Origin of the sequence: Burkholderia pyrrocinia, assembly GCF_018417535.1 — a bacterium.
GTDB lineage: Bacteria > Pseudomonadota > Gammaproteobacteria > Burkholderiales > Burkholderiaceae > Burkholderia > Burkholderia pyrrocinia_E.
In genome coordinates, this window is record NZ_CP070977.1 from 758,040 (window position 1) to 782,943 (window position 24,904).

The 24,904-nt window shown below is 61.1% G+C and carries 27 protein-coding genes; 24 read left to right on the forward strand and 3 right to left on the reverse strand.

All coding sequences use genetic code 11. The features are described 5' to 3' along the window. Positions 1-40 precede the first annotated feature (40 nt). On the reverse strand, positions 41-1,816 hold the full coding sequence (gene gcl, locus JYG32_RS03595; protein ID WP_213264672.1) for a glyoxylate carboligase: 1,776 nt from the start codon (positions 1,814-1,816) through the stop codon (positions 41-43). A 172-nt stretch (positions 1,817-1,988) separates the two neighbouring features. Here gcl and JYG32_RS03600 point away from each other — a divergent pair, with 172 nt between their 5' ends. The 22 genes from JYG32_RS03600 to JYG32_RS03705 all read left to right on the forward strand — a co-directional run bounded on the left by JYG32_RS03600 (position 1,989) and on the right by JYG32_RS03705 (position 22,121). Beyond that, entirely contained in the window at positions 1,989-2,900 is a 912-nt protein-coding gene (locus JYG32_RS03600) for a LysR family transcriptional regulator (protein WP_174380848.1), read from the forward strand. Between the two features lie 176 nt (positions 2,901-3,076). Then, entirely contained in the window at positions 3,077-3,718 is a 642-nt protein-coding gene (locus tag JYG32_RS03605; protein ID WP_213264673.1) for an RNA polymerase sigma factor, read from the forward strand. Continuing rightward, a complete protein-coding gene (locus tag JYG32_RS03610) occupies positions 3,708-4,610 on the forward strand; it encodes an anti-sigma factor family protein (protein ID WP_213264674.1) in 903 nt (300 codons plus the stop codon). Before JYG32_RS03605 ends, JYG32_RS03610 begins: the two co-directional genes overlap by 11 nt. Before the next feature lie 237 nt (positions 4,611-4,847). Then, positions 4,848-5,222: a 30S ribosomal protein S6 gene (rpsF, locus tag JYG32_RS03615; protein WP_004193673.1), complete on the forward strand. Its 375-nt coding sequence runs from the start codon at positions 4,848-4,850 to the stop codon at positions 5,220-5,222. A gap of 40 nt (positions 5,223-5,262) precedes the next feature. Beyond that, entirely contained in the window at positions 5,263-5,562 is a 300-nt protein-coding gene (gene priB, locus JYG32_RS03620) for a primosomal replication protein N (protein ID WP_011657069.1), read from the forward strand. A 4-nt stretch (positions 5,563-5,566) separates the two neighbouring features. After that, positions 5,567-5,842, forward strand: coding sequence for a 30S ribosomal protein S18 (gene rpsR / locus JYG32_RS03625; protein WP_174382170.1), 276 nt, complete (start codon positions 5,567-5,569; stop codon positions 5,840-5,842). A 27-nt stretch (positions 5,843-5,869) separates the two neighbouring features. Then, a complete protein-coding gene (rplI, locus tag JYG32_RS03630) occupies positions 5,870-6,322 on the forward strand; it encodes a 50S ribosomal protein L9 (RefSeq protein ID WP_174382169.1) in 453 nt (150 codons plus the stop codon). 139 nt (positions 6,323-6,461) lie between these two features. After that, positions 6,462-8,885, forward strand: a complete 2,424-nt coding sequence (dnaB, locus tag JYG32_RS03635; RefSeq protein WP_213264675.1) for a replicative DNA helicase — start codon at positions 6,462-6,464, stop codon at positions 8,883-8,885. Between the two features lie 460 nt (positions 8,886-9,345). Next, positions 9,346-10,338, forward strand: coding sequence for a tyrosine-type recombinase/integrase (locus JYG32_RS03640; RefSeq protein ID WP_249744575.1), 993 nt, complete (start codon positions 9,346-9,348; stop codon positions 10,336-10,338). Positions 10,339-10,827: 489 nt separating this feature from the next. Further along, positions 10,828-11,016, forward strand: a complete 189-nt coding sequence (locus tag JYG32_RS03645) for a helix-turn-helix transcriptional regulator (protein ID WP_244137034.1) — start codon at positions 10,828-10,830, stop codon at positions 11,014-11,016. A gap of 10 nt (positions 11,017-11,026) precedes the next feature. Continuing rightward, entirely contained in the window at positions 11,027-11,233 is a 207-nt protein-coding gene (locus tag JYG32_RS03650) for a MarR family transcriptional regulator (protein WP_213264676.1), read from the forward strand. After that, complete coding sequence (locus tag JYG32_RS03655; protein ID WP_213264677.1) at positions 11,226-11,981, forward strand: helix-turn-helix domain-containing protein; 756 nt, start codon at positions 11,226-11,228, stop codon at positions 11,979-11,981. Before JYG32_RS03650 ends, JYG32_RS03655 begins: the two co-directional genes overlap by 8 nt. Positions 11,982-12,567: 586 nt before the next feature. Then, complete coding sequence (locus JYG32_RS03660; RefSeq protein ID WP_213264678.1) at positions 12,568-13,083, forward strand: hypothetical protein; 516 nt, start codon at positions 12,568-12,570, stop codon at positions 13,081-13,083. Between the two features lie 14 nt (positions 13,084-13,097). Further along, a complete protein-coding gene (locus JYG32_RS03665; protein WP_213264679.1) occupies positions 13,098-13,409 on the forward strand; it encodes a hypothetical protein in 312 nt (103 codons plus the stop codon). A gap of 19 nt (positions 13,410-13,428) precedes the next feature. Next, positions 13,429-13,689, forward strand: a complete 261-nt coding sequence (locus JYG32_RS03670) for a hypothetical protein (RefSeq protein ID WP_213264680.1) — start codon at positions 13,429-13,431, stop codon at positions 13,687-13,689. Between the two features lie 354 nt (positions 13,690-14,043). Beyond that, the gene (locus JYG32_RS38810; RefSeq protein ID WP_249744576.1) at positions 14,044-16,581 is read left to right on the forward strand and encodes a hypothetical protein; all 2,538 of its coding nucleotides are present in this window, start codon (positions 14,044-14,046) and stop codon (positions 16,579-16,581) included. A gap of 289 nt (positions 16,582-16,870) precedes the next feature. Further along, entirely contained in the window at positions 16,871-17,992 is a 1,122-nt protein-coding gene (locus JYG32_RS03680; RefSeq protein ID WP_213264681.1) for a hypothetical protein, read from the forward strand. 59 nt (positions 17,993-18,051) lie between these two features. Next, on the forward strand, positions 18,052-20,172 hold the full coding sequence (locus JYG32_RS03685; RefSeq protein ID WP_213264682.1) for a hypothetical protein: 2,121 nt from the start codon (positions 18,052-18,054) through the stop codon (positions 20,170-20,172). Then, positions 20,172-20,450: a hypothetical protein gene (locus JYG32_RS03690; RefSeq protein ID WP_213264683.1), complete on the forward strand. Its 279-nt coding sequence runs from the start codon at positions 20,172-20,174 to the stop codon at positions 20,448-20,450. The genes JYG32_RS03685 and JYG32_RS03690 overlap by 1 nt, the downstream gene beginning before the upstream one ends. Before the next feature lie 84 nt (positions 20,451-20,534). Continuing rightward, positions 20,535-20,939: a hypothetical protein gene (locus JYG32_RS03695; RefSeq protein ID WP_213264684.1), complete on the forward strand. Its 405-nt coding sequence runs from the start codon at positions 20,535-20,537 to the stop codon at positions 20,937-20,939. A 46-nt stretch (positions 20,940-20,985) separates the two neighbouring features. Further along, complete coding sequence (locus JYG32_RS03700) at positions 20,986-21,549, forward strand: HGGxSTG domain-containing protein (protein ID WP_283842726.1); 564 nt, start codon at positions 20,986-20,988, stop codon at positions 21,547-21,549. Further along, the gene (locus JYG32_RS03705; protein ID WP_213264686.1) at positions 21,549-22,121 is read left to right on the forward strand and encodes a helix-turn-helix domain-containing protein; all 573 of its coding nucleotides are present in this window, start codon (positions 21,549-21,551) and stop codon (positions 22,119-22,121) included. The genes JYG32_RS03700 and JYG32_RS03705 overlap by 1 nt, the downstream gene beginning before the upstream one ends. Before the next feature lie 41 nt (positions 22,122-22,162). Here the strand turns inward: JYG32_RS03705 and JYG32_RS03710 are convergent, their stop codons facing one another. Further along, positions 22,163-22,564: a DUF4145 domain-containing protein gene (locus JYG32_RS03710; RefSeq protein WP_213264687.1), complete on the reverse strand. Its 402-nt coding sequence runs from the start codon at positions 22,562-22,564 to the stop codon at positions 22,163-22,165. 431 nt (positions 22,565-22,995) lie between these two features. Here JYG32_RS03710 and JYG32_RS03715 point away from each other — a divergent pair, with 431 nt between their 5' ends. Both JYG32_RS03715 and JYG32_RS03720 read left to right on the forward strand, forming a co-directional pair. Continuing rightward, positions 22,996-23,583: a recombinase family protein gene (locus JYG32_RS03715; RefSeq protein ID WP_213264688.1), complete on the forward strand. Its 588-nt coding sequence runs from the start codon at positions 22,996-22,998 to the stop codon at positions 23,581-23,583. Between the two features lie 60 nt (positions 23,584-23,643). Continuing rightward, positions 23,644-24,570 carry a hypothetical protein gene (locus JYG32_RS03720; protein WP_213264689.1) on the forward strand — a complete coding sequence of 309 codons (927 nt, stop codon included), beginning with the start codon at positions 23,644-23,646 and terminating at the stop codon, positions 24,568-24,570. 27 nt (positions 24,571-24,597) lie between these two features. Here JYG32_RS03720 and JYG32_RS03725 read toward each other — a convergent pair whose 3' ends face one another. Continuing rightward, entirely contained in the window at positions 24,598-24,876 is a 279-nt protein-coding gene (locus JYG32_RS03725; RefSeq protein ID WP_213264690.1) for a pyocin activator PrtN family protein, read from the reverse strand. Between the last annotated feature and the right edge of the window lie 28 nt (positions 24,877-24,904).

A 24,904-nucleotide genomic window follows, 5' to 3' on the forward strand; every position in this document is an offset into this window, starting at 1 on the left:
CTAAGCCTCTTCGGTCGGTCAGTCAAAAATGTCCTGCGGATCAGTCGAGCATCGAGATGGCGGTCGGTGCGTGCTCGGCCTTTTCGGCGAGATCCTCGAATTCGTTGATCGCGTCGATCTCGGTGCCCATCGAGATGTTCGTCACGCGCTCGAGGATCACTTCGACGACCACCGGCACGCTGAATTCTTCCGCGAGCGATTGCGCCTGCCGCAGCGCCGGCTCGATCTCTTCCGGCTTGAACACGCGCAGCGCCTTGCAGCCGAGACCTTCGGCAACGGCCACGTGGTCGACGCCATAGCCGTTCAGTTCCGGTGCGTTCACGTTGTCGAACGCGAGCTGCACGCAGTAGTCCATGTCGAACGCACGCTGTGCCTGGCGGATCAACCCGAGGTACGAGTTGTTCACGACGACGTGCACGTACGGCAGCTTGAATTGCGCGCCGGCTGCCAGTTCCTCGATCATGAACTGGAAGTCGTAGTCGCCGGACAGCGCGACGATCGGGCGGCTCGGATCGGCCGCACGCACGCCGAGTGCGGCGGGGATCGTCCAGCCGAGCGGGCCGGCCTGGCCGCAGTTGATCCAGTTGCGTGCCTTGAACACGTGCAGGAACTGCGCGGCGGCGATCTGCGACAGGCCGATCGTGCTGACGTAGCACGTATCGCGGCCGAACACCTTGTTCATTTCTTCGTACACGCGCTGCGGCTTGACCGGAACGTTGTCGAAGTGCGTCTTGCGCTGCAGCGTGCGCTTGCGTTCCTGGCATTCCGAGACCCACGCGCTGCGGTCCTTCAGCTTGCCGGCCGCCTTCCATTCCCGTGCGACGGCGACGAACAGTTCCAGCGCGGCCTTGGCGTCCGACACGATGCCGAGATCCGGGCCGAACACGCGGCCGATCTGCGTCGGCTCGATGTCGACGTGCACGAACTTGCGGCCCTTCGTGTAGACCTCGACGCTGCCCGTGTGGCGGTTCGCCCAGCGGTTGCCGATGCCGAGCACGAAGTCGGACGCGAGCATCGTCGCGTTGCCGTAGCGGTGCGACGTCTGCAGGCCGACCATGCCGGCCATCAGCGGGTGGTCGTCCGGAATCGCGCCCCACGACATCAGCGTCGGGATCACCGGCACGCCGATCGTTTCGGCGAACTGGACGAGCAGGTCTTCGGCCGCTGCGTTGAGCACGCCGCCGCCCGACACGATCAGCGGCCTGTCCGCGTCGTTGAGCATCGCGAGCGCCTTCTCGATCTGCGCGCGGCTGGCCGCGGGCTTGTAGACCGGCAGCGGTTCATACGTGTCGATGTCGAACTCGATCTCGGCGAGCTGCACGTCGATCGGCAGGTCGACGAGCACCGGGCCCGGACGGCCCGAGCGCATCAGGTGGAATGCCTGCTGGAACACGCGCGGCACGAGCGCCGGCTCGCGCACGGTGACGGCCCACTTGGTGACCGGCTTCGCGATCGACTCGATGTCGACGGCCTGGAAGTCTTCCTTGTACAGGCGGGCACGCGGTGCCTGGCCCGTGATCGCGAGGATCGGAATCGAATCGGCCGATGCCGAGTAGAGACCGGTGATCATGTCGGTGCCGGCGGGGCCCGACGTGCCGATGCACACGCCGATGTTGCCCGGCGCGGCACGCGTGAAGCCTTCGGCCATGTGCGATGCGCCTTCGACATGGCGGGCCAGCACGTGGCTGATGCCACCCGACTTGCGCATGGCGGAGTAGAACGGGTTGATGGCTGCGCCCGGCACGCCGAACGCGGTCTGGATGCCTTCCTTCTCGAGCACGAGCACTGCCGCGTCGACGGCTCTCATCTTGGCCATGAATGTCTCCTTGAATGTGGCGGATCTTGCGAATGGGTCTGTTGGGAACACTTTAGGGACGCAGGAAAGGTTTGATAAGATCCTCCGGAGTCGCTTATTTCGAAACTAAAAGTATGGAATGACGGCCGGACGGGGTTTCCCGCCGGTGTCGGAACAGAGACGGAGACGGGAGATGGATCGCTTCAAGCAGATCGAGACGTTCGTGCGGGTCGCCGACGCCGGCAGCCTCGCGGCGGCGGCGCTCGAGGAGGGCGTGTCGCCGGTGGTGCTCGGGCGGCGCATCGACGCGCTCGAGCAGCGCCTCGGCGTGAAGCTGATGTACCGCTCGACGCGGCGGCTGGTGGTCAGCGAGGAGGGCGCCGCGTTCCTCGAACGCTGCCGCGGGCTGCTGTCGGAATGGGACCAGGCCGAGAACGAGCTGGCCGCCGGGCGGCGCGCGGTCAGCGGGCACCTGATCGTGTCCGCGCCGGCCGCGTTCGGGCGCAAGCACGTCGCGCCGCACGCGCCCGGCTTTCTGGCCGACAAGCCCGAGATGCAGTTGTCGTTCAACCTGACCGACCGCGTCGTCGATCTCGTGCGCGAAGGCTACGACCTGTCGATCCGGATCGGCGGCGCCGTCGATCCGAACTTCGTCGCGGTGAAGCTCGCGTCGAACCGGCGCGTCGTGTGCGGCACGCCCGACTATTTCCGCCGGCACGGCCGGCCGAAGTCGCTCGACGACCTGCTGAAGCACAACTGCCTTGCCTTCAACCTGCAGGGCGGGCAGAACCGCGGCTGGTATTTCCAGCGCCACGGCAAGATCGCGACGATGCGCGTGGCGGGCAATCTCGACTGCAACGACGGCGAGCTGCTGCACCGCTGGGTGGCCGAAGGCCTCGGGCTCGGCTGGCGCTCGACGTGGGAAATCGCCGCACAGCTCGAAACGGGCGAGCTCGAGACCGTGCTCGACGAGTATGCGCTGCCCGACTACGACATCCTCGCGGTCTACCCGCAACAGCGCTACGTGCCGGCACGCGTGCGCTATTTCATCGACTACCTGCGCGCCGCGTACGCGCGCCCCGGCTACTGGAGCACCACGCCGTAACGGGGTCGGGCGCCCGGCCACCGGGCAGTCCGGTGTTTTTTTACGCTTCATGTGCGTTGCGCGGGAATAAACTCGACGCAACGACGGTAAGGTCATCAAGCGAGCACGTTGCCGGTCTGTCCGGGCACTGTGCGCGGAACGGGCGCGGTTTCGGCCGCCGGGACCAGGGAGGCCATGTGGGGCAAGCCGGACAGGCGGTCGATGAGCGGGTGGCGGACGACGCGATAGCGCGCGGCGAGCGGTTTCGTACGCTCGTGCTGCCGCATCTCGACGCCGCTTACAACCTCGCACGCTGGCTGAGCGGCAGCGCCAGCGATGCGGACGACGTGGTCCAGGACGCGTGCATGCGCGCGTTGCGCTTCGTCGATTCGTGTCGCGGCGACAACGCGCGGCCATGGCTGCTGACGATCGTGCGCCACACCTGGTACACGGAATGGCGCCGCCGTACGCACGCGCACGAGGTCGCGCTGCCCGACACGCTCGACGACACCGACGTTCCCGACGACTGGCAACCCGCGACCGAGGATCCGCTCGCGCAACTGCTGCGCGGCGAGAACGTGCGGCTCGTGAATGCAGCGCTTGCCAAGCTGCCGCCCGAATACCGCGAGGTGCTCGTGCTGCGCGAGATGGAGGACCTGAGTTACCGCGAGATCGCGGCGATCGCGGACGTGCCGGTCGGCACGGTGATGTCGCGACTCGCGCGCGGCCGGCGCAGGCTCGCCGCGTTGCTGGGCGGCGCGCCTGCGCCGGCGTCCGGAGGCAAGCCGGGCCGTGCGTCGGCGGGTGGAAATGCATCGGAGGCTATCGATGGACTGTAACGAAGCGCGAGCGTTGCTGGACGCGGACGTCGACCGCGAGCTGTCGGCGTCCGATGCGTTGCGGGTCCAGCAGCATGTCGAAGGGTGCGACCTGTGCCGCCGCGAACGCGCGCGGATCGTCACGCTGGTGCAGGCCGTGCGGCAGGCCGATTATCACCGCGCGCCGGATGCGCTGCGGGCGAGCATCCTTGCGAGCCTGCCGGCGGCGGCGGACGCACCCGCTCGCGAGCAGTCGCGGGCGGAGCCGCGGCCCGAACCTCGATCACAGGCGCAGCCGCGGCCGCGGCCGCGCGGTCGCCGCTGGTTCGCGTGGCTGACCGGTCGCGGCGAGTCGGCACGCCCGGCGCCGGCCGGCCTTGGGCCGCGCGTCGCCGCGCTGCCCGGGCTCGGCTGGGGCGTCGCGCTGCTGGTGGCGCTTGCGGCGGCGGCCGGGATGGCGCTGTCCGCGCGCCACGCCGATACCGACCGCACGGTCGACGAACTCGTCGCGAGCCACGTGCGGGCCGACCTGTCGGCGCGCGACATCGACGTGATCTCGACCGACCGGCACACGGTCAAGCCGTGGTTCAACGGCCGGCTCGACTATGCGCCGCCGGTCGAGGATCTCGCGGCGAGCGGCTTCGCGCTGGTCGGCGGCCGGCTCGATTACGTCGGGCGGCGCCGTGTCGCGGTGCTCGTCTACCGTTACCGGCAGCACGTGATCGACGTCTACGTGCGGCCGGCCGGCGAAGGGCCGGCGGCTCCGTACGCGACCGTGTCGCAGGGTTATGCGCTCGACCGCTGGGACGCGGCCGGGATGACGTGGTGGGCCGTGACCGACGCCGAGCCGTCGGCGCTGGCGGCGTTCAGGACGGCGCTCGACGCGCGGCTCGCCGGCACGCGCAGCGAGTGACGGCTCGCCGGGCCGCGGGCCCGGCGAGCGCATATGTTCCGACTCCGGTCGAACAAGGGCCGAACGGCGGCCGCTCGCGCCGGCCCGGCCCTTCAAGTCTTTGAAAACACGGCCGAATCCGGCCGCGAATCGTCGATTGGCCTTGCATGCGCCCTGTATCCGGGTTAGAATCTTCGGCTTCTCACTTGCCACACCGGTTCAGACGCCCGGGTGGCTTTTATCCACAAGGAGTGTGTAATGCGTCATTACGAAATCGTATTCATCGTGCACCCCGATCAGAGCGAGCAAGTGCCCGCGATGATCGAGCGTTACAAGTCCACGATCACGTCGCACGGCGGTCAGATCCACCGTGTCGAAGACTGGGGCCGTCGCCAGCTGGCCTACATGATCGAGAAACTCGCGAAGGCTCACTACGTCTGCATGAACATCGAGTGCGACCAGACGACGCTCGACGAACTCGAACACGCGTTCAAGTTCAACGACGCCGTGCTGCGCCACCTCATCGTCAAGATGAAGAAGGCCGAAACCGGCCCGTCGCCGATGATGAAGGAAGTTCAGCGCGAAGAAGCCAAGAAGGCGGCTGCAGCTCAGCCGACCGAAGCGCAGGCTTAAGTTCGTCATTCATTAAGCCATCGAGGAGCGCGTCACTCACGTGAACAGGTTGCAATTGACGGCGAGCGTCGTCGAACGCGCACCGGTGCGATATACGCCGGCAGGTGTTCCGATCGCAAGCGCCACATTGCATCACCGCACGGAAGTCGTCGAAGCAGGCATTCCCCGTCAGGTCGAAATGACGATCGAGGCGGTGGCGGCCGGTGAGGCGAGCGGCAGGCTGGAAAGCCGTGAAATGGGCGTCGAAACGCTGTTCACGGGCTTCCTGGCAAAGAAAAGCCGCAACGCGAGAACCTTGGTGTTTCACATCACTGCATTGCAGGACATTGGAAAGGACTGAAATCATGGCCCGCCCGACTGGTAAAAAATTCGACAAGCGTCGTCAGCAACAAAACCCGCTCTTCAAGCGCAAGAAGTTCTGCCGTTTCACGGCCGCCGGCGTCGAGCAGATCGACTACAAGGACACGGAAACGCTGAAGGACTTCATCGGCGAAAACGGCAAGATCACGCCGGCTCGCCTGACGGGTACGAAGGCGCACTATCAGCGTCAGCTGGATACGGCAATCAAGCGTGCGCGTTTCCTCGCGCTGATGCCGTACACCGATCAGCACAAGGCGTAATCAGGCGACGCAATAAGGAGAATTCGAATGCAAATCATTCTGTTGGAAAAAGTCGCCAATCTGGGCAACCTCGGCGACATCGTCAAGGTCAAGGACGGTTACGCTCGCAACTTCCTGATCCCGAACCGCAAGGCTCGCCGTGCAACGAAGGAAGCGATCGCCGAATTCGAAGTGCGCCGCGCTGAACTCGAAAAGATCGCCGCTGAAAAGCTGGCGGCATCGCAGGCAGTCGGCGAGAAGCTGAACGGCCAGGCGTTCGAAATCACGCAGAAGTCGGGCGTTGACGGCCGTCTGTTCGGCTCGGTCACGAACGGCGACGTCGCGGAACTGCTGAAGAAGGCAGGTTTCGAAGTCGAGAAGCTGCAAGTTCGCATGCCGGAAGGCCCGCTGAAGATGATCGGCGAGCACAACGTCCAGGTCGCGCTGCACACGGACGTCGTCGTCGACGTCACGATCAACGTGATTGGCGACCACGCGTAAGCGTACGCAAGCTTCCCGGGCGGCCTCCGCTGTCCGGACAAGGGCAGGCGCCCGGGCAACCGGGGCCTGCCTTTTTTATTGCCGCATCACTGGCGGCCGGTATGGCGCCGACCGGTGTAATTCGCGATAATCCCAACCCATGAACGCGCCGCAAGATCCCCAAATCGAATCGCTGAAAGTCCCGCCGCATTCGGTCGAAGCCGAACAGTCGGTGCTCGGCGGCCTGTTGCTCGACAACGCGGCATGGGACCGGATTGCCGACTTCCTGTCGCAGGGCGATTTCTACCGCTACGACCACCGGATCATCTACGAGCACATCGGCCGGCTGATCGCGTCGACGCGCCCGGCCGACGTCGTGACCGTGTACGAAGCGATGACCACGTCCGGCAAGGCCGACGACGTCGGCGGGCTCGCGTACCTGAATGCACTCGCGCAGAACACGCCGAGCGCGGCGAACATCCGTCGTTATGCGGAAATCGTGCGCGACCGTGCGGTGCTGCGCCGGCTCGTGTCGGTCGCCGATGAAATCTCGGCCGACGCGTTCAATCCGCAGGGCAAGGAAGTCCGCCAGTTGCTCGACGAAGCCGAGTCGAAGGTGTTCTCGATCGCCGAAGAGGGCGCGCGCGGCAACCAGGGCTTCCTCGAGATCGGCCCGCTGCTCACGCAGGTCGTCGAGCGCATCGACACGCTGTACCACACGGCGAACCCGAGCGACGTCACGGGCACGCCGACGGGCTTCGTCGACCTCGACCGGATGACGTCCGGGATGCACGGCGGCGAACTGATCATCGTCGCGGGGCGGCCGTCGATGGGCAAGGCCCAGCCGCTCGACGCACGCGTCAGGACGCTGACGGGCTGGAAGCCGATGGGCGAGCTGGCGGTCGGCGATGCGCTCGCTTCGGTTGACGGCGCACCGTCGGTCGTGACCGGCATCTACCCGCAGGGCGAGCGCCAGGTGTATCGGGTCCGCTTCTCGGACGGCCGCTCGGCCGAATGCTGCGACGAGCACCTGTGGTGCGTCCATTTCCGCGGGTGGGGCAAGCCGCGCGTGCTGTCGACCGGGGAGATTCGCACGTTGCTGGCGCGCGAACGCTACCGGAACCGGTTGTGGATCGACATGCCGAGCGGCGAGTTCGGCCATCGGGAAGCGCTGCCGGTCGACCCGTGGGTGCTCGGCGCGCTGCTGGGCGACGGCGCTATCGGCGGTACTGCCGTGCGTTTCAGCGTGAAGGCCGAGGAAACGCTGAACCGGATGCGTGCGCGCGTCGACGCGTCGCTCGAGCTCGAACACGCGGGCCAGTACGACTGGCGCATCAAGCGCCGTCCATCCGCGGCCGGCCAGGCCCGGCCGTCCGCCAACCCGCTCAAGACCGCCCTCGAGCAGCTCGGTGTGTGGGGGAGGACGAGCTACGACAAGTTCATTCCGCGCAGTTACCTCGATTCGGACAAGGACGCGCGGCTCGATCTGCTGCGCGGGCTGCTCGACACTGACGGCTGGGTCGAATCGTGGGGCACGGTGCGCTATTCGACCGCCAGTGCGCAGCTGGCGAACGACGTGCGCGAACTGGCGCGTTCGCTCGGTGCGTGGTGCCAGATTGCCGAAAAGGCGACGAGCTTCACGGTCGACGGCGAACGCAAGACCGGCGCGACGGCCTACGTTTGCACGATCAGTCATCCGGATCCGCAGAGCCTGTTCCTGTTCGAGGGCAAGCGCGAGCGGCTCGCGGGCGGACGGATGCGCCGCAAGATGCCGGTTATCACCGGCATCGAGCCGACGCGCCGAACGGCTACGCAATGCATTTCGGTCTCGCATCCGTCGCGGCTGTACGTGACCGACGATTACGTCGTGACCCACAACACGGCCTTCTCGATGAACATCGGCGAATATGTCGCGGTCGAGTACGGGCTGCCGGTCGCGGTGTTCTCGATGGAAATGCCGGGCACCCAGCTCGTGATGCGTATGCTCGGCTCGATCGGCCGGCTCGACCAGCACCGGATGCGTACGGGCCGCCTGACGGACGAGGACTGGCCGAAGCTGACCCATGCCGTGCAGAAGATGAGCGAGGCGCAAATCTTCATCGACGAGACGGGCGGCCTGAACCCTATGGAATTGCGCTCGCGCGCGCGGCGTCTCTCGCGGCAATGCGGCAAGCTCGGCCTGATCATCGTCGACTACCTGCAGCTGATGTCGGGTTCGTCGCAGGGCGAGAACCGTGCGACCGAAATCTCGGAAATTTCACGTTCGCTGAAGAGTCTCGCGAAGGAGCTCGACGTGCCGGTGATCGCGCTGTCGCAGTTGAACCGCGGCCTCGAACAGCGCCCGAACAAGCGTCCGGTGATGTCCGATTTGCGTGAATCGGGCGCAATCGAACAGGATGCGGACGTGATCCTGTTCATTTACCGCGACGAAGTCTACAACCCGGACAGCCCCGACAAGGGCACGGCCGAAATCATCATCGGCAAGCAGCGTAACGGCCCGATCGGCCCCGTTCGGCTCACGTTCCTGGGTCAATACACGAAGTTCGACAATTTTGCCGGAGCGCAGACCTTCTACGGCGAGTAACGCCGGTTGTAAAGCCCTAAATCGCCAAACGTTGTATCCAATCCCGGCGCGCGCATGTGCGCGCGTCGCGGCGCGACCGAAAACGGTACAATGTCGCCCGTTTTCGTGACAGTAGTTTGACAATCTCTCAGGAATCCCATGTTCGGTCGATTCATGCCCACCGAGGGCAGAAAATGCGGTCTGAGGGTGTCCAAGGTTGTCTGGTGAGGTACCTATAAGGTGCTGAAAATAAAGAAATTAGTGTGTGTTGATCTGATCTCGTCCGGCCTCGTCATTTCGTATAAAATCCGTATACGGAAATTGGTCGGGGTCAGCGGTGAGAAGAGAGAGCATCCTAACGAAGACGGCGAGAGCGAAGCTGACGCCTCGTCGCGAGCCCTATTGGGAGCGCGTCAGTACTGGCGTTCACGTGGGGTATCGAAAGTTGGAATCAGGGGCCGGTACCTGGATCGGGCGTCGCATGGCCGAGAATGGGAAATACCAGTTCAGCTCATTCGGCGATGGAATTTGCGAATACGACGAGGCGCGGAAAGCCGTCGAACGATGGGCGGAAGAGCTAACGGCGGGCGTCCATCACGACAAGAAATCTGTTGCTGACGTATGCCGCCTGTATGTCGAGAACCGGCGCAGGGAGAAAGGTGAGGCCACTGCCTATGACGCCGATGGGCGGTTTAGGCGGTTGGTGTACGACAGGCCCATCGGTGCAATCAATATTGCTAGATTGCGACCTCTCGACGTTGAGCAATGGCGGAACGCCCAACTGGACGACGATGATCCAGACGATGAAGAGAGCTATAAGCGAGCAAAGGATTCGGCGAACCGCAATCTCAAGTCGTTGAAAGCTGCACTGAACTACGCTAAGACGCGGCTCAAACTTGTTTCGAGCGATGCGGGTTGGAAGGAGGTCAATCAATTTCCTGATGTCGGCTCGCGTCGGAAAGGATGGCTGACGACCGAGCAGCGAACCGCGCTTCTCGGTGCGATGCAGGACGATTTGCGCACCCTTGCAACGGCACTGCTGCTCATAGGTGCGCGCCCAGGCGAACTCGCGAGTGCGAACGTATCTGACTTCGATCGCAATGCGGGCGTGCTCGTTCTCAATGGTAAGACCGGTCGTCGCGAAGTGCCGCTGTCCGATAAGGCTCGTGAATTCTTTGCGTTGCAAGCCAAGGACAAGATTTCCGGTGCGCCGTTGCTGACAACGGCGGATGCGCAGCGTTGGACGGCGCCAGCGTGGGGAAGGGAATTTAGGGCGGCGAGGGAGGCGGCGGGAATGTTTGATGCAGTTTTGTACTGCATGCGGCATACATACATCAGCGAGGCAATCGCGCAAGGTATCGACGTTTACACGGTGGCCGAGTTGACTGGTACGAGCGTGACAATCATCCAGTCGAATTATGGGATGCTCACAGGCAACATTGTGGAGCGGCTCAATCGGGTTTCCGTGTTGTAAGCGATGGAATTGGATTTATAAATTTGTGAATTAATATTTGTTTTTGATATTTTAGTTTTCGTATTTGAAAAGTCCCTCCTGGTTGTTTGACGTGGTGACGGGATTCCAGTAAGATTCAGCTACCGTCCGTTTTGTGCGTCGCTTGAATTTATTGACCAATCCGGTCAAGTCCACTATAGTTTAGCTACCGTGGCAGTAGTGCGTAGACGGTGAGGCGACAAAGATTCCAAGGGGCGAGCATTCGAAAGATGCTCGCCCTTTGTTTTGTGCGAAATTGACAGACTGGAACGACTCCACTATGATTTAGCTACCGTGACTTAGGTGCGCGGACAGAAAGCCGGCCTCTCCAATTCGGAGGGCCGGTTTTTTTTCGTCCGATGCGTCTGAGGTATTCCATATTTATCTGTATGTGGCTGTTGCTCGACAGAGCAGCAGCCATTTTTTCGTTTACCGCCCGTGTACCGCGGGTCCTTTGCGTTGGAGATGGTCATGATCGTTGATCGAGGTTTGTTGCGTATCGCAGATGTTGTGAAACTGACGGGCATCGGGCGGGCGACGATTTATGAGTTGATTGCACGCGGTGATTTTGTGCCCCGTATTCGTTTGTCTCCTGGTCGAATCGCTTTTCGAGCTGAAGACATCGAGCGATGGGTGGAATCGCGGCGTGAGAGCATTTAAGGGGGGCGATATGGCGAACGACAAATGTGCTCTGCCGCTCGTGACGCGCGAGCCGCTCTTTATCGGCGATCTTGCGAAAGAAGCCAGCATGAGCGTCGAGGCTTTTCAGCGGACGATGGCTGATCTTGAGCGCAAGGGGTGGCTCCGAGTCGAGCGAGTATCAGGCGACCTCATGCGGATTACGCCGACGATTCCTGTGGGGGCGGCTCATGAGTAAATCGAAGCCGCTCTACTTGCTAATGCAGGAGGCGATCCTCAGTTCCGACCTGACGATGGCCGAAAAGATGGTGTTCATCGCTCTGAAGGCGCACTACCACTTCGAGGACGAAGAGCCGTACTACGTTTCGCACAAACGGCTCGCGAAAGAATCTGGTTGTTCGGTGTCGACCGTCAAGCGCGCCATTGAGCGCCTAGAGTGTGACGGATGGGTGCGAGCTGGTGGCAGTGGGGCGCGGGACGGAAGCGCGCAGAGGTACCACGTGATGATTCCCCCCAAGTTCGAGCAGTGGACGGACGATAGCCGAGGGAAGGTAGCCCATGATGAGCTAAGGGTGGTTCACCATGAGCTAGGGGTAGCTCACAGTGAGCTAGGGGCAGCTCATGGTGAGCTACAAGTATTGAAGTCATTGAAACCATCGGATCCATCGGAAAAACATACGCCCGCCGTCGCGGGCGAGGCGGCGGCATCCGCCGCCGCTGCATCTGTCGTCTCAACCACGAGTTCTGCCGAAACGGATGCTTCGGCAACCGGCGACGAAGTGCCCGGCTACCTCCGCGCATTCTGCCAAGCGAGCCGGATCGGTGACGTTGATGGCACGTTTGACGCCTTCCGTAGGTACGCGGTGCGGGAGCGCTACCGATTCACGGGGGCGGCATGGGGAAAGCCTGCTGCCGAGCAACTGTTCAGCAAGTTTGTGCGTATTGGCATGGCGCAGGCGCTTGGAACTGCGGAAGAGGCCGCGTAGTCGACGCCCCTCTACAAGCCGTTTTTCCTGGGCGTCTACCTCGACGCCGATCAATCGGGGGTGTCCGACCGTGAAAAACGCCCGGATTCGACATATCCTCGCCCGCTGCGCCGTTCGCGTGGCGCGGGTAATGGGGTGGTTGGGGCGGGCGCTGCCGACGGCTCGTAGAGGGCGCGAACAGCAGAATCCAAAACCGACTGTTAAAGGAGTCGAAATGCGGAAAAGGCCAATTGCCAATGATCGACGCATCGCCGATCGGGTAACCGGGATCGTTGAGCGACTCGTTCGAGCCGCGTTTGCGTGCATGCCCGCTGATGAGGCGAGCAGGTTCGCGAAGCAACTCATCTTCAAGATGCACCGGCTGCGCGACGAGGTTCGCGCGTCCTAATCGCTGCGGCAGTGAACGAAACTGCCGCACGAAAGTTTGTGTCGTCCGAAATGTGATTTGGCTAGATTTCGTTCATGCCTGGAAGGCGTGATCGAATCCGTCCGATTTCGTGCAGCCCGGACGCCACGAACTGACCAGTAGCGCCCACACGCTAGACGTGCTGGGCGCTTTTTTTTGTTCAATCGAAAGGAGCATTGAATGTCGCAGGAAACCGCAACTGAGTCGAGCGTTGCAGACCGAGTAGCGAGCGCTTGGAACGAAGTGATTCGCGCTCGCAGCCACCATCAAGCCGTGCTGGACGAAATCAGATCGACGACCCGGGATCTCCACGAAGCCCAACGTGCCGCACATCGTGCGCGAGAACGATCGGCCGGATCCGAAGAGCTTCGGCATGTCGACGCCAGTGTAGCGGCCTCGTCTCAGAAACTCACGTCGTTGCAAGCTGAGCAACGAAATGCCGAGATCGCGGTGACGACTGCTGAAATCGCGTACTCGAAGGCGGCCGATATGGTCACAGAAGCGGAACGAGCGCGCGCGTCTGCTGAATATAGAGATCTGCTCGCGGAGTGGGCGGCGGTCATTGACGCAAACCGTGACCTACTGACCAACGTTATCGGTGCCGTGCGGGGTGAACGCCACTGCCGAAGCGGCAAGGCGCATGACGTGCTGACCCTGGTCGAGGTCGAAAGCCTTGTCCGCAATGGTCTTCTCTGATTCGGGGTTGTGACATGAAAACGATGGTTTCGCCCAATACCGCATCAGTGGTCGTAAACGGTCGCACGTATTCGGCGCCGGTTGCTGGTTTGACCGTTGCGAATGTTCCAGACGCCGACGTGGCGGGGCTCATGGCGCACGGCTGGCGGGATGCAGCTCATTTCCAGGGCCTAAGTAAGCCGACTCAGACCGCACGTCAGACGCAAATCGACGATGTGGCTGGCAACTTCTCGCCGAACAGTACTTACGGGAGAGTGTTCCCGTCGCTGAACGTCGAAGACGCGCTCGCGCAACTCGCAGCCCGACTGACCAAGATCGGTGCGTAACGAACAGTTTGGAGGATAGATGAAGGATAACGAAACGCTCGACGAATTCGAGACGCGCCTTAAGCGCGAATTCGACGAGCGTCAGGAGGCGGCTCGCCGCGAGAGTGGAAACGTGCGCGGTGTGTCGAGCGGTGATTACGAGTCGCGCAAGGCGGCGATGCTGTCGGGGACGAAAGCTGCGTTGATGCGTCGACCGGTGATCGAATATCCCGACGTGCGCGGTATGACGGATGCTGAGTATCGAGCAGAGCGGGCGAGGTTTGTGCGAGGCGGACGCTGATCGTGTAGCTAACGCAGTGGCGAGACATGGAGAACGGAGCGCGTGACGCTCCGTTTTTGCTTTTTAAGGGGATCCAAATGGATAGCGCTAGAAGAATTGACGGTGTAATTGAACCAAACGGAATCGGCGATGCCGTGCCGCTCGATCAGCACGAATCGGTAGTTGCGAACGTTCCTGAAGTTTGCTGGCCGCCAAATTTGGTTTCGAACCGCGGTTACGGATGCATGGGTGCCGGATACGGGCAGGGTGTATCGACAGGCGATCAGCCGTTGCAAGGGGCGAAAGCCTAATCTCGAAAGATTACTTCGGAGGGCGAAGGAAATGCCGCTACCGCTCTCTAAGATTGGAGAATGAATGGATCGACAAATAATTTACCCAGGTCAGACACCGCTCGAAACGGACCTGCTCAACACGAACCGGAATGCGTACACCGCTCTCGGCATGCTCATTCAAGATATGCTTGGAACGAACACAGTTTTCTCTGGGCTCGGATGCGTTCCGACTTCGCCCGCTGGAATGACGGTCAACGTGAATCCGGGGCGCGTGTACTCCCTTCAGCAGCGCGATCCGACCGCGTATTCGTCGCTCGGCCAGGACACGACGAACCAGATCATGAAGCAAGGGATCTTGCTGGCTGCGGCGAACTTCTCGTGTCCCGCGCCTGCAACGTCCGGCTACTCGATCAACTACCTGATTTCGGCGTCGTTCCTCGAACAAGACACGAACGCCGTTGTTCTGCCGTATTACAACTCGAATAATCCTGCGCAGGCATTCAGCGGGCCGCCGGTCAACGGACAGTCGAGCGGAACCGCGCAGAACACCACGCGACAAGACACGATCCAGCTCACGCTTACGCCGGGCGTTGCAGCGGCGACCGGATCGCAACAGACGCCCGCGACGCCGACCGGGCAAACCGCGCTGTGGGTCGTGACGGTCGCATATGGTCAGTCAACCATTACCGCATCCAGTATCGCCCCTGTAGCGAATTCGCCAACCACGCCGTTAGGCGGCTTCCTGAATGCGATCGGCGAGGGCTTCTCGACTATTCAAGTGGCAAGCGTGTCGGCAACACTGACGCTCGCATCGCTCGGCGCGTTGGTGAACATCGTCGCGACGGGCACAACGCAGACGCTCCCATCCGCGAGCCTCGTGCCGAAAGGCAAGGGAATTGCGTTCTCGTATGCGCAAGCGTCAGGTAGCGCGACGATTCAGCGCTCTGGCGCGGATACGATCACTTACGGGCAAGGAAACAACAGCTCGACGTTCACGCTTAACCCTGGTGAAGGCGCACTGTTTGTATCGGATGGCGTGAGCTACTGGACGGTCACCAGTCAAACACTGACGACGGGTGCAACGCCGGCGCAATTCGACAGTAGCAGTAAGCTTGCGACGACAGCATTCGTTCAGCGTGCGCTTGGCACGTTCAGCAGCGCGGCGTCTGCAATTAACGCCAACGTTACTCTGACGGCCGCCCAGTCCGGTACGTTCTTCGAGGTAGGGAATAGCTCGACGATTACGCTGCCAGCAGCACAGGGCGCATTGTCGTACATGTTTGGGTCGACAGCGAACTTCACCGTCAAGAGCCCGGGTCCGTCGATCTTCTTCGACAATATTTCTGCCACTAGCTGGGATTTCCCGGCCGGCGCGGCCGTCACGCTGTTCTGCGACGGCGCTAGCTGGTGGGTTGTCGCCTTTTCTGGTGTCGCAAACACGCCGGCGCAGTTCGACAATTCATCGAGACTGGCAACGACGGCATTCGTGCAAAACGCGCTTGGCAACTTCCAGTCGCGCCAAGTCGTTTATGGCGCTACAACATTCGCAAGCTCAGCGAGCGGATCATGGATCGAGTGTTCTGGTGGGGGGGGTTATTCGGTCACGCTGCCCTCGCCAACTACCCCAAATCTGACGTTCACGTTTTCAAACGTTGGTAGTGGTGTAGTTACGATTGCCACGCCGTCGGCAAATATCTATAACCAGGGCAACCCGGCGACGACGCTTGCGATCGATATTAGCGGGGCAGTGGAACTGGTAAGTGACGGTGCGAACTGGACAGTGCTCGGCTATTACTCGCCTACCCCTAAGGCGACGACTGCGACGCCACTCGACAACAGCACCAAGATTGCGACGACAGCATTCGTCAATTCCGTGGGTGGCGTGGTCGGCGCCGTGCGCAACGCGCAAATGTCCGTTACCGCAGCGAGCGCGAGTGCAACGTTCACCGCCGACGAGATCATTGTCGAGACTGCGCTCGGCGGTGCGCCGCGACGCCTGGGAGGCTTCAGCAAGGCGATCAACCTCGCGACGACTGGCGCGGGAGGCATGGACACGGGCAGCGCACCGGCAAGCGGCTACGTGGCCCTGTACGCGATCTACAACCCGACGACGCAGGCATCGGCGCTGCTCGCAACGAACGCAACTTCGTCGGTGGCGCCGAACGTGTACGGTGGCGCGAACATGCCGAGCGGCTATACAGCGTCCGCCCTCGTCAGCGTTTGGCCGACGAACGGCAGCGGGCAGTTCGTGGTCGGCGACCAAATTGATCGGCTCGTTTTGCTTCCGTATGCCTCGATCGCGAGCACATCGTCGCAGATTTCCACGCTCACTTCGCTGAGCATTTCGACGTTCGCGCCGCCGAATGCGAAAACTGTGAGCGGCTTCGTGAACATCGCAAGTTCGAACTCCAGCAACTCGTCGATCAACCTCGCTTCACGGGCATCGGGAATCGGGCAGCAGCAAAGCTCGTGCAGTGGCACGTCGGCCGGCGGCCTTTTGGCGGGTTCGTCGTTCAATAATCTGGCGGTTCTCACGCCTCAGACAATCTATTGGTCGGCAAGCGCCGCCTCCGGTACGTTCTCTTCGGCAGCCATCTTCCTGTCTTCATATAGCATCTAAGGAAAAATATGACGACTCTCAACGTTCAATTTTCAAGCCCGGCGCAATCCGAAATCGTCGCGTACTTCGCCGGTCCGCAAGACCCATCGGTCTATGAAAATCTCGGTACTGTCGAACGGAGTGATATGCGTTGGTCGACGTTCTATAACAACGTCGCCAGTTCTGGTGCGGGGTTTCCTTCGCCAGTATCAACGACATCGTAGCGCTTACGTGCCGATAGTCGGCACAGTCAGTCAACTTGAAAGCGGAGCGCATGACGCTCCGCTTTGTTTTTTGGAAGGGAGTATCGATGTCTGATTCGAATGCGAGTTCGGTTCGCGGTCTGGTCAAGGTGAACGACGAACGAATCGACGGATGGATCGATTTCGAGGTCGAGAACAATACATATGCATCGTCCGACTCGTTTAGAGTTCGGTTCGCAGCGAACGCATTACCGTCGGATAGGGCGGCCACATGGTTCTCGCAGCAACAAGACATGTACGTTGAACTGTTCGCGGGCGCGCCCGCTTATCCGACGAACTGGACCACGGCGGACATTTCGAGTTGGATCTACGGACAGGTCGATAACATCAACCATGACCCCGTGTCGGGCACCGTTGAGGTTTCCGGGCGTGATTTGGCGCGCATGCTCATCGACGCAAAGACGACTGAGAAATTCCAGAATAAAACGTCGTCGCAGATCGCCACAATCCTGGCAGCGCGCCACGGCCTCACCCCGCAAGTAACGAAAACTTCGACCCTCGTCGGCAAGTATTACGCGATTGACCATGATGCGATGAACAACGCTCGAACCGAGTGGGATTTGCTCTGCTACCTCGCTCGCATCGAGCAATTCGTTGTGTACGTGCGTGGGAAGACGCTGTACTACCAACCGAGGCCGGATCCGACGAAGACGACGCCGTATCGAATTAGGTGGACGCCTCCCGACGCGCACAACGGGTCTCCGACCTGCAACGTTGAGGGTCTGAAATTCTCGCGAACGCTGACGGTATCCCGTGGCGTCTACGTTCAAGTTCGATCGTTCAACGATGTCGACCAGCGCGCGTACACCGCGACTTATCCAACGTCTGCGAGCAAGAAGTCTACCGCGCCGGGTACGGTTGGAAGCTCCGGTGACGCTCAAACGTACTTTTACAGCATCCCGAATCTGACACAACAGCAGTGTGTACAAATGGCGCAAGCCAAGTATCAGGAAATCGTGAAGCATGAAGTGCGCGCTGAATTCGAGTTGCCCGCAGCAGGTAACGACGGGCTTGGCACGACATCCATCATCGAGATTTTGGGTACTGGCACGGCACACGACCAACTTTATTACCCGGAGTCGATCACGCGAGAACTCAGCTTTCTTAATGGTTACCGGATGACCGTGTGCGCGAAAAATCACGCGCCGGACTCGTTAGCGCAAGGCTAACGTGATGCCCGTCTTGTCGGGCACAGGAGAAGATCATATTTGAGGCATTCAAAATCGGTGTGCGGATCAGCCTCATCAACAGCGCGTCTCTCGGGCTGGCCGCACTATCGAAAGACTTCCTGAAAACGGAAGGGGCTGCGAACCGACTTCAACGACAAATTGCCAGTATCCAAAAGCAGGCCGCGAAGGGTGCTTTGATGCTGGGTATGTCCGCGGGTATTGCCGGAGCGCTCAAGGTTCCATACGAAGAAGCCAAGAAACTTCGCATGGAGCAAGAAAAGTTTCAAACGCTTAACCTCTCGTCTGCCGATAACGCGAAGGTATTCGCGACCGCGCAGACGCTCGCGCACAAGAACCTCGGCGCGACGATCGCGGACAACATCGCGCTCATCACCGACCTGCACACGGCGACCGGCGACCTCGGAAAAGCGCTGTCGCTGTCCGACGCATACAACCGGTTTGCGATCGCCGCGAAGATTCAGAACGACGGAAAGAATGTCGACGGTCTGGTGTACAACTCGGTCAAGGCGCTTGAGCATCGCGGCGACAAGGTGATGCAGAACCCGACCGAGTTAGCGAAGGAACTCGCGATGCAATCGCAGGTGTACTTCGCGACTCGCGGGCGCGTTTCGGCGAACGATTATTTCCATGCGTCGCAGACCGGCAAGATCGCCTATCAGCTCGCGTCGCCCGAATACCTGTATGGCGCATTTGCCGCGCTCATCAGCGCGAAGACGGGCTCGACCGCTGGCACAACGCTGATGACGTTCAATAGCTCGCTGATCGGCGGGCACATGGACAAGAAGGCGAAAGGATTCCTTTCTGGCCTGGGCCTATGGGATACGAAGATTTCTCCCGAGGCGCTCGCAATTCAGCGCGCCATCAACAAGACCGCCGACCCGGCAATGCGGGCGGCGCTTCGAGCGCAACACGTCGAAACGCCGGTAACGGGCGGCCTGTCAGGGGAGAACGCCAAGCTCGCGTCTCAGCGCCCGGATCTGTTCATTCACGACGTGCTCGTGCCAGCGATGCGACGCAAGTACGGAAATCTTGATGAAGAACAGCTCGCGATTCTCGTCGCGCAGCACTTCAACCGGGCGACTGGCGATTTCATCGGCTCGAACATCACGAGCGCGCAGAAGAACGCGAAGGACACGGCGATCTTCCGGAAGGCGGACGATTTTTCGGGAGCATATCGGCAGTACATCAAATCGCCGGAAGGCGCGGAAGTTGCCGCCGATGCCGCGTGGAAAAATTTCCTCGCCGTGTTCGGTTCGGTCTACCTGCCGACGATCACAAACGGGCTTTTGAAGATTGCGGGCGGCCTGGATCGATTCGGTCAGTTTGTCGAGCGGCACCAAACGCTGTTCAAGGTCATAGCGGACGGGTTCATTCTACTCGCTGGTGGCCTCGCTATAAACGGTGCCGTTCTGCTCGTTACGGCGGCGCTCCGCGGCTTCGGTTTGGCGCTTGCCATGCGCGCCATTGGCGGCCCGGCCGGATTGATGCGGCTCGGTCGCACTGCGGCCGGACTCGGAATGTCGATTTTCCGAATGGGCGGTATTGCGTTCCGGGCGCTGCGTATCACGGGCAACGGGATCGCGTTTCTGCGGGGCATGGCATTTATCGTGACGGGGCCGATCAGCGCCATCGCGCGCGGCCTTCTCTTCCTCGGCCGCGCTCTCGCGATGCAGGCGGTCGGCGGCGCCGCGGGGATTGTCCGCCTCGCAGGCGCGATCGCCGGAAGCGCATCGACGGCGTTCACTGGCGCGCTCGCCGCGCTCGTGAGTCCGCTCGGGATTGCCGTGCTCGCGCTCGGCACGCTGGCCGCCGCCGCTTACGCCTTCCGGCCGTTCACGCAGTCGGAAATCGATAGTTACAAGACGGACGGGGGCGTGAAGCTCTCGGCGGGTGCGCAGAAGCGCGTCGACGCAGGCGAACTCAAAGGCGCCACGGCGCCGACATTCTCGAGCGTCAATCAGCCGACGACAACGCAATCGCGATTCGTTCGCCCCGGACCTCCTGCTGTTCATGTAACAACCTACGCAGACTTCGGAAACGGATTCGAGAAGGGCGTTACGAAGGTCGTCGGCGGGATCGTTTCTAAGTCTTCGGCGCCGCTCGGATCGGGTTTCTACGACTCCGGTCTGAGCCAGCCGATTCCAGGACAGGGGTATTGATGCTGGCCGAAAACCAAGTGTTGAAGGCGCGCGATTACTTCGTTGGTGAGGTGATTCGATCCGGCGGTGACGATGCCGTAACGGCGGATGCGTTGAGGTGGGTGACGGGTGCGGCGACGGTGGCCGTCGATGAGCGCGAGGCTCTGGCGCGACGGTATCTCAGTGACAACGGGCTGAAGCCGAATCCAGGCGAAAGCGCGGTCGAGGCTCTTGACCGGTTTAGCGCGATGAGTGACGCCGAGCTTGTCGCGCACTTGATCGCGTGCGGAAGGCTGTAACGATCGAGTGGCCGGTAGAGATCGACGGGGTGCCGAGGTACGGCACCCCGTTTTCATTTGGTGACCAGGGTACAGGAAGCGAGTATGGGCAAGATGGAAGTAGGAGGCGTTCGAGGGCTGCGCGCCGAGGTTGATCGGTTGCGCACGGACATCGAAGCATTGGGGCGCGAGATTGCGACGGCGCCGCGGCCCGGCCTGCGTGCGGCGCTCGCGGCGAGACGGGAGACGTACGGAAGGCGGCTGCGGAGACTGGCCGAAATCATGCTCGCTGCGCCGATGCCGCGGCGCGAACTGACTCCGCTGCTCCGGAGGCAGCTCGACGCGATGGGGGCGACGGAACGCGATCGCGAGTGGATGTCAGGGCGTGCGCCATGCCCGACGTTCGACGGACGGGATGGCGAACTGACGGCGATCCGGGCGGAATGGTACGGGGGCGCGACGGAAGAGGCGGCCGACGATCGCGAAGGGGGCGCGCATGGCAAAGCGTGAGAATGATGTCTCGGTCGCTCCTGGAGGCGATCGGCGAAACAATGCCATGACGCCCGCGCGCGCACCCGCGCGTGGTCGTGCCAAATGTGGCGCCAAGACTCGATCCGGAACGCCATGTCAGGCGCCTGCGGTGAAGGGCAAGACACGATGCCGTCAGCACGGGGGATCGCTTCCTGGTGCCCCGGCGACCAATCAGCGGGCGAAGAAACACGGCATCTACGGAACCCACTTCACGCCCGACGAAATCGCCGAGCTTGATGACATCCGGGCACGGGTCGGCAGTCTCGATGCCGAAATCGAGTTGATGCGCATGCGCATTCGGCGCGCACTCAATGCTGAGGCCCGTGCGGCAGTGAACGAGCACAACGGCCTTGAACTGCAAAAGTTCGTGGACAAGCAAGCGACCGAGTTCACGGCAGGCCCCGAGCACGTCTACGAGCGGGTTGATTACAACGCGCATATCGAGCGCTTGGTGCGACGCATTGAATCGTTGGAGCGGACGCGGGCGGAACTGCTCGAAGCCGAGGCGAAGCGACGCGAGAACGAAGACCCGGACGGCGACGAAGCGCCGAGGTGGGAAATCACGATCGTTTCAGGGAAGGAGCGGTAATGGCGCAACCTGAAATCAACGCCGCGACCGATCCTCAACGGCTGGCGCTGCTGCATACCGACGAGCGAGTCGAGATACCGAACCGCGCGTCTATCCGCCCCATTGACGCGCCGTTCATCGACTTCGCGTCACCGTGCCAGATATGGATGAGGGCCACGGTCAAGGGTGGCTATCCGCTCGCCTTGGTCCGAGGGCGGATGACGATCGTAACGCGTTTCGCCTGGGCGCTGTCGCGGCGCGTGAGTCTTTCGGACATCGACGGGCTTGTCGTGCGGCACATAGTTTGCGATACGCCGGGATGCATCAACCCGTTTCACCTTGCGATCGGAACGCAGAAAGACAATGTCGGTGATTGCAAGCGGCAAGGTCGAACCAGGAAGGCGGGAGGAAGGTGCCCCGGCAACGCGGGCGAACGGAGCGCGCACGCGAAGCTGACGACGGCCGATGTTGTGGAGATTCGAAGCCTATTCGCTGAGGGGTGTCGGCAGCGCGTGCTCGCGCAACGGTTCGGCGTAAGTGAGACGCAAATTTCGCGCGTCGCCCGGCGTGTTTCGTGGGCGCACGTCGAATAAATCGGGATGCTCGAAAAAATGGCACGCAGCAAGCGGACGGCTTACTTTGCGCCGTCCCGCTTCTCAATGGCAGCTAGCGCACCGGCTGGCAAAGACGCGTATATGTCATCAACCATGCGCGGTCGGGTGATGCGATCTTCGACGATCATGTTGACGAGGGTGAACAGCGTTGTGCTTACACCCGAGATGTCTTCGTCGTCCATTTGTCCGGGGTGAACGGCATTGTTTCCTGTAACTCGGACGACATCCATTGCCTGAGCAATCTTCGGCGGCAGACCCTGACGAACCAAGTACGCAATTTGGGCGTTGATGTTTGCGCCTTCGGCGTTCAGGGTGACACAGAGTTTTTCGATGCACAGGCGAAGCAGCGCCGCTGCGGCGCGAGGCGAGACAGAAACAACCTGCCTCGCTTCTTCATAGTCTTGGAGCGCGATGTCGGGCATATCATCATGCGGCGGGGGCGCCGACGTTGTGCGCGGATATACCATCACGCCGTCCGCGTCGGTTGTGCTTTTCGACCACCAAACGCTTTCGCCATTACACCGGGTGCAGTGTGCCAGTGATACCCGAGTATGCGCGATGCCACTGCCTACAACGCACAACTGAGACCACATCATCTGCGCATAAGCTTCGCAATGCGGGCAGGTGAAAGCGGTCGCTCGAAATGAAGGTGCCTCATGTTTCATCGCGTACCCCGTGGCTCGTGTTTGCAGAGAAGCCTACCATTTTTTGCATGCGGGACAGCGCACGGGGGCTGCACGAAACCGAGCGGTTGCGTGCACGATCGTTCGTGGTGAACGAAAAATAGCTTTTACATGTTTCGTGCGGGATGTATGATTCGTTCGTCCATTTCGTTCACCCAAAGAGGCAGAACATGTCGCGCACGTTCATCTACGCCCGTGTTTCCACCGCAGAGCAGACGCCGGAAAACCAAATCCGTGAGATTGAGGCGGCGGGCTTCGCCGTTGACCAGGACAAACGGAAGCAGCGCATCGTCGCTGAGTGCATCAGCGGTAGCGTCGCGGCCAGCGAGCGGCCCGGCTTCTCGAAGCTCTTGGACAGGATGGAGTCGGGTGACGTGCTGATTGTGACTAAGCTCGATCGCCTAGGCCGAAACGCGATAGATGTGCGTGCCACTGTCGAGCGATTGGCGGCCGATGGCGTGCGGGTGCATTGTCTGGCACTAGGCGGCGTTGACCTGACCAGTAGCGCGGGAAAGATGACGATGCAGGTTTTGTGCGCCGTCGCCGAGTTTGAGCGCGATCTACTAATCGAGCGCACGCAAGCCGGGTTGGCCCGCGCGAAGGCGGAAGGTAAGGTGATGGGGCGCCCGTCAGCATTGTCCGCGGAGCAGCAAGAAGACGCACGCAGTAGGCTTGCGCAGGGTGCTACCGTATCGGAGCTTGCTCGCGCTTACAAGACGAGCCGCACTACGATTCAGCGTATCCGCGATCGTGGATGAGGCCGGAATAATCGTCATACAATAGTGCGGTAACACTGACCGACACAAGGAGTCATTGCAGTGGATACCGCACGCGACAAAAATACCCTCGAATTAGTTGAGGCCGAAGAGCTGTGGAATATGGCCACCGTCGATCAAGACGGGTACATATGCCCAGGATGCGAGACGAGCGTATTCCCCGCGTCATACGACAAGGAGAAGAACAAGAAGCGCCCGTATTTCACATTAGGGCCGACCAATAAGCACGTGCCCGGTTGCGACGTGGATGGCGAAGAGAAAGTTGTTAAGCGCGCAAAGAAAGAACGCGTAGGCACGCCCGAAGGGTTTCCACTTCCGTTTCCGAACAGATTGACGCTGACTGACGAGCGTCCGGTTGTTCCTAGCGGTGGAGGGAATCTGCCGACAGAGCAAGGTCCGGTGCGGACTGGTAGTCGGGCGCGGGCGGGAAGCGTGGGGGCCGGGCACCACGGACACACGGTAAAAACTATTCGCCCAGCCTGCCGAGCATTCATCAACTACCCGCACGATCGCGGACACCTGCCGTTTTCGATTGATGGTGTTCCGGGGAAAACTTACGCCGAGGTATTCTGGTACTTGCGCTCCAAAAAGCCGGAACATTTTAACACTCCAAGACATCTTTACTACGCGACGATACGCTGGAAATCTGAGCCTGTCGTAGCAGACTCACATTGTGAGTTGACGCTCAACGTCGGGGAGTGGGACGCAGCAAAGAAAGCGCACAAGAGTCTCTCGCGAGTCCGGGTGGATTGGTCGAATTGGAGTCAAACGCGCCGCGATTCGCTCATCAGAGAGTTTGAGGCGACTCGAAATGAAGCTGCGGAGCAAGCCAAGACAAGTAGCGACGTAAAAGGCTGGTTGTTTTTTGTTGGTACACAGGACACCGAGGATCCGGAGGTGTTTCACGTCAACAATCATCGACTGATCTGTTGTCTGTCCGCCGAAATAGTGTGGCCCGCAAGGTCGTGAGATAAGCGTTCCGGCCGGGCTGTCGGCTCATGGGCGGGATTGGCGTAGTCCGCAAAGCTGGTCCCGCTCCTTTACTGCCACGGCGCGCCGTTTGTCTATGTAATCCGCCAAGTCCTGCACATACACGCCGCGCATTGACTTTTGGCTCGACTCGATCTTGACCACTGGAATAGAGATTTCACCGAGCGCAATCTTTCTGAGCATTATATTGAATTCCAGGTGTGGAAAATATTCTCTGCGAACGTCGTCCAATGGAATGATTGCGCGTGCCCCAAATTGAGCTAAGAGTAAAAATACAGTGTTCATGTCGATTTCGGTCGGGGTTGCTTCGGCT